This is a genomic window from Paralcaligenes ginsengisoli (assembly GCF_054781135.1).
Window position 1 is genome coordinate 1 of record NZ_BAAGUZ010000046.1, and the last position, 4,883, is coordinate 4,883.

Consider the following 4,883-nt stretch of genomic DNA (forward strand, 5'->3'; position numbering starts at 1 on the left):
CCGACCGCTGGACGTGCCGGACTACACAGCACCGCCCACCCTGCGGCGTCTTAATAGAATTAACCGCCGCCAAGACAACCAACACAGGCAACACAGCCCAAAGCCACAGATCAAGCCCAAAAGCGACTCAAAACGGAAGTATTACCTGCGGCGCCAGCGCCAGCAAAGCGCTGCGAAATTCAGCCTGAATTCGCAGCAACGCTTCGCGTGTATCGCCTTCGAAACGCAATACGACCACGGGCGTGGTGTTTGAAGCGCGGGCCAGGCCAAAACCGTCGGCGTATTCAGCCCGTACGCCGTCAATCGGATTGATGCTTTGCGCAAGCGGGAACTTGCCTTCGCTTTGCAGGCGTTTGATGAGCGCATGGGGCTCGCCTTCCCGCATTTCCAGCTTGAGCTCGGGCGTGGAAATACCTTGGGGCAGCGCTTCAAGAACCGCCGACGGGTTGGAGCCGCGCGACAGGATTTCGAGCAGGCGTGCGCCGGTGTACAGGCCGTCGTCGAAGCCGAACCAGCGTTCCTTGAAAAAAATATGACCGCTCATTTCCCCGGCCAAAGGGGCGCCGGTTTCCGCCAGCTTGGCCTTGATCATGGAATGCCCGGTTTGCCACATCAGTGGTTGCCCTCCGGATTGCTTGATGGAATCGGCCACATGACGGCTGCATTTGACATCGAAAATGATCGTCGAGCCGGGCACGCGCCGCAAAATATCCTGTGCGTACAGAATTAGCTGGCGATCGGGCCAGATGATTTCGCCGGATTTGGTAACGACCCCCAGGCGGTCGGCATCGCCATCGAAAGCCAGCCCGAGTTCGCAGTCGCTGTTTTGCACATGCCGGATCAGGTCTTGCAGGTTGTGAGGATCGGCGGGGTCGGGGTGATGATTGGGGAAATGTCCATCGACTTCGCAAAAAAGCTCGTCGACCTCGCAACCCATGGCCTTGAATAACTGGGGGGCCACGGCCCCGCCCACGCCGTTGCCGCAGTCGATGGCGATTTTCATCGGCCTGGCGATCTTCACATCGGATGTAACGCGCTGGACATAAGCGTCGACCAGATCCAGGGTTTGCCGGGTTCCATGCGGTATGTCAATGGGTGCGGACAGGCTTGCCATGGCGGTTTTAAGCGCCTGAACATCGCTGCCATGCAAGGTTTTACCCCCCATCATCATTTTGAAGCCGTTGTAATTGGGCGGATTATGACTGCCTGTAATAGCTACGCCCGAGCCGGTTTCTTGCGTATGCGCGGCAAAATACACCAGGGGAGTCGGCACCATGCTCAGGTCCAGGGTATTGATGCCGCCCGCCATTAAACCTTCCTGGAGGGCCTGGGCCAGCCCAGGGCTGCTGAGCCGGCCGTCGTAGCCAACGACCAGGGTGCTTATGCGCTCTGCGCGTGCCCGCTGCGCCAAGGCCAGGCCCAGCCTGTGGGCAAACTCCGCATTGAGCTGTTCGGGCACTGTGCCGCGAATATCGTAGGCCTTGAATACCGCGTCGGGAAGTGTGAAATCTGTCAAAACATTTCCTTGAAAAACTTGGCGAAAAACATTTCGTATTATCGTGGATTGGATGGAGGACGGTAAAACCGCGGGCAGGCGGATTTGTTTCGAGTTCTGACTGCGGCGTCCGGCCGTTTAAAGTACGCCTAAAATAGACGGCTCGGAATTCGGCAGGCACAAGGGGATAGCGATGAAGCCATTAAACGAATTGGTCCGGATTGTAGGCGCGCCGCATGTGTTGGATGCGGCGCAAGCCGGGCCGTATCTGGTCGATTGGCGGGGTCGTTATACAGGCCGGGCTCTGGCGGTGGTCAGGCCCGCTACCGCGCAGGAAGTCTCCGACGTTGTTCGCTGGTGTATGCTCAACCAGGTGCCTATCGTGCCGCAAGGCGGCAACACAAGCCTGTGCGGAGGAGCCACGCCCGATTCCAGCGGTACGGCCATCGTGCTCTCCCTGACTCGCATGAATCAGGTACGCAGCGTCGATACCGACAACGACACTATGGTTGTCGAAGCAGGCTGCATACTGCAGTCGGCGCAGCAGGCCGCTCATGCCGCGGATCGCTTGTTTCCCCTGAGCCTGGCGGCCGAAGGGAGCTGCACGGTGGGAGGCAACCTTGGCACCAACGCCGGCGGAACCCAGGTGCTGCGCTACGGCAATGCACGGGACCTGGTGCTGGGGCTGGAGGTCGTGACGGCCGAAGGCGATATCTGGCACGGCCTGCGCGGCTTGCGCAAGGACAACACAGGCTACGATTTGCGGGACTTGTACATAGGAAGCGAAGGTACTCTGGGTATTATCACCGCCGCCACGGTCAAGCTGTATCCGCAGCCGCTTGCCCAGTGCACGGCATTGTTGGGTGTGGGCTCCATACGCGACGCGGTGGCGGTGCTGTCGGCGGCGCGCAAGGGGTTCGGCGCAAGCCTGACCGGCTTTGAGCTGATCGCCGGCGAATGTTTGCATGGAGTTGTCCAGTGTTATCCGCAGCAGCGCATTCCTTTCGAAGGCTCGTCGGCGCGCTTGCCCTGGTATACCTTGCTCGAGGTTTCCGACAGCGAAAGCGCGCAGCATGCGCGCGAACGTTTCGAAGCCATCGTGGGCCAGACTCTCGAAGATAACCTGGTGATCGACGCGGTGATCGCCGAAAGCACGGCGCAAAGCGACGCCTTGTGGCATTTGCGTGAAAGTGTGCCGCTGTCGGAAAAAGCGTTCGGCAAGAGCGTCAAGCACGATGTATCGATACCTGTGTCGAGAATGGCGGAGTTCGTGGAAACGACCAACGCGGCATTGCAGGCCCATTTTCCGGGAGTGCAGCATGTGATTTTCGGCCACCTGGGCGACGGCAATCTGCACTATAACGTGGCCAAAGGCCAGGCCTACACCGAAGAAAACTTGCTGGGCCTTCAAGACGCCATCTATAACGTGGTCTACGAAAGCGTGCACAGCTTCGGGGGCTCGATCAGCGCCGAGCACGGCGTGGGCCAGCTCAAGCGCGATATCCTCCCGCGCTACAAGGACCCCGTCGAGCTCGCCCTGATGAAGCGCATCAAACAGGCGCTGGACCCGCATGGCTTGATGAATCCGGGCAAAGTGCTGAACTGACTCAAAAGGCCGGAAAACAATACTTTCCGCCGAATGGGTTTTTTATTTTATGAATTGCGCGGTATGCTACGGCGCTTGCCGCTTTATGTATGGCCGAGGGTGTGCAAGCAATGCATTCCCTCGGTTTTTCAAAGGAATTCGTTCATGCCGCACCCAACCGATATGTATTATCGGAATTCTTTCTTTTATATTCTGACCCAGATCATAGGCGTGTCCGTATTGTTGGGCTGGCTGGCGTACAGCGTACAGTATTCCAGCCTGGATATGGCACTGACGGCGCGGTTTTTTGATGCGGCCAGCCATGCCTTCCCCCTGCGCGAACAATGGTTGGCGCAGGCGCTGGCGACTGCGGCGACCTGGTTTGTCATGCCTGCCCTGATCGTCGTGACAGGTGTAATGGCCTTGCGCAGCGGCCGCGGCCAAGCCGCGCAATCCACCCGGGCCGTGCTCTGGACCTTGTTTGCCGTGTTTTGCCTGACGCCGCTGCTGGTCTGGGCGCTCAAGCATGGCACAGCCTTGCCCCGACCGTTTTTCCTGGCGGTATTCGGCGGCACCGGACAGCTTCCCAACACCTTCTGGGCTTTCGGTGGCGTGCCGGCCGGAGGCGCCTTGCCCAGCAGCCACGCGGCTGTAGGCTATTCTTTGTTCGGCCTGTATTTCGCCGGATGGGCACTTAACCGGCCGCGTTTGCGCTGGCTGGGCCTGGTGCTGGCCATTGTCGCCGGTGTGGCTCTGAGCGTGTTGCGGATCAGCCAGGGCGCTCATTTCCTGAGCGAAACAATCTGGTCGGCCGCCGTGGCCTGGCTTTTGTGCAGCCTGCTTTTTTATCCCCTGGTGGTTACGCGCCACCGCAAGGCCGCGACCGATACGACAGACTACACACTCGATGAAATCTGGCGGCATTTGTCCATTGTTCAAGTGCAGCGCCGCAACACCCTGACCGCCTACGGCGTATTGTTCGTTTGCCTGCTGCCGTTCCTGTCCTCGGCCTGGCCGCACGACTCCTGGGTGCATCTAACGGTGCAGTGGGTGGGGCTGGCATTGATTCTGGTTGCAATGCTTGGGCGCTGCTGGTGCATGCTGTATCTGGGCGGGCGCAAGGGCGCCGAACTGATACACCAAGGGCCTTACTCCATCAGCCGCAATCCCCTGTACTGGTTTTCCATGACCGCCGTGGTAGGCATAGGCGCCCAGTCCGGCAGCATCCTGTTGGGACCCATCCTGGCCTTGTTCGTGTATGCCGTCTTCAACAATGTGATCGACGAAGAAGAGCGCTTGCTGCGCAAGGTGTTCGGGCCGAAGTTCGGCGAGTACTGCGCCAAGGTGCCGCGTTTTGGCCCCAAATTGTCGAATTGGCAAAGCAAAGACGAAGTGACCGTGTCCGTATCGGGACTCTGGAACACCATTCGCGATGCCCTGCCGTATTTCCTGGCATTGCCTCTGTTCGCATTGATCGGCTGGGCGCAAGCTTCGGGATGGTTGCCCGTGCTGATACGCCTGCCCTGATGAAGGTCCTTTCCCACGGATTCGCAATCAGCCGCTCGAAATGTCCGCGACCAGTGATATTCGCGCCGCCCCGCAAGCATGCAAAAACCGCTGGCCTGCAGGCATGCAAAAAACGTTGCCCTATGGGCATGTAAAAACCACAGACTCATAAGCCTGCAAAAAATCGCCCCATAACCGCCCAAAAAGCTCCAACGCAAGCGGGGGTGGCGGCCCAGGCGGGGTGAGCGAGCTTGAGTCCGCCGCGGCCGGCGCCTGGATCGGGATGCAAGGGAGCGG

Annotated in this window: 3 protein-coding genes; 2 read left to right on the forward strand and 1 reads right to left on the reverse strand. The window is 59.4% G+C overall.

Features of this window, described 5'->3' with window-relative positions:
* Positions 1-127: 127 nt before the first annotated feature.
* Positions 128-1,516 carry a phosphomannomutase/phosphoglucomutase gene (locus ACYVIS_RS20120; RefSeq protein ID WP_232742487.1) on the reverse strand — a complete coding sequence of 463 codons (1,389 nt, stop codon included), beginning with the start codon at positions 1,514-1,516 and terminating at the stop codon, positions 128-130.
* A gap of 172 nt (positions 1,517-1,688) precedes the next feature.
* On the opposite strand from ACYVIS_RS20120, the gene ACYVIS_RS20125 reads away from it, so the two are divergent.
* Both ACYVIS_RS20125 and ACYVIS_RS20130 read left to right on the forward strand, forming a co-directional pair.
* A complete protein-coding gene (locus ACYVIS_RS20125; protein WP_232742488.1) occupies positions 1,689-3,101 on the forward strand; it encodes an FAD-binding oxidoreductase in 1,413 nt (470 codons plus the stop codon).
* A 144-nt stretch (positions 3,102-3,245) separates the two neighbouring features.
* Positions 3,246-4,607, forward strand: a complete 1,362-nt coding sequence (locus ACYVIS_RS20130) for a phosphatase PAP2 family protein (protein WP_232742489.1) — start codon at positions 3,246-3,248, stop codon at positions 4,605-4,607.
* Positions 4,608-4,883: the final 276 nt, after the last annotated feature.

Excerpts from the sequence above, each read along its gene's own strand:
- ACYVIS_RS20130 (WP_232742489.1), top strand. The coding sequence starts at position 3,246 with ATGCCGCACCCAACCGATATGTATTATCGGAATTCTTTCTTTTATATT.
- ACYVIS_RS20125 (WP_232742488.1), top strand. The coding sequence starts at position 1,689 with ATGAAGCCATTAAACGAATTGGTCCGGATTGTAGGCGCGCCGCATGTG.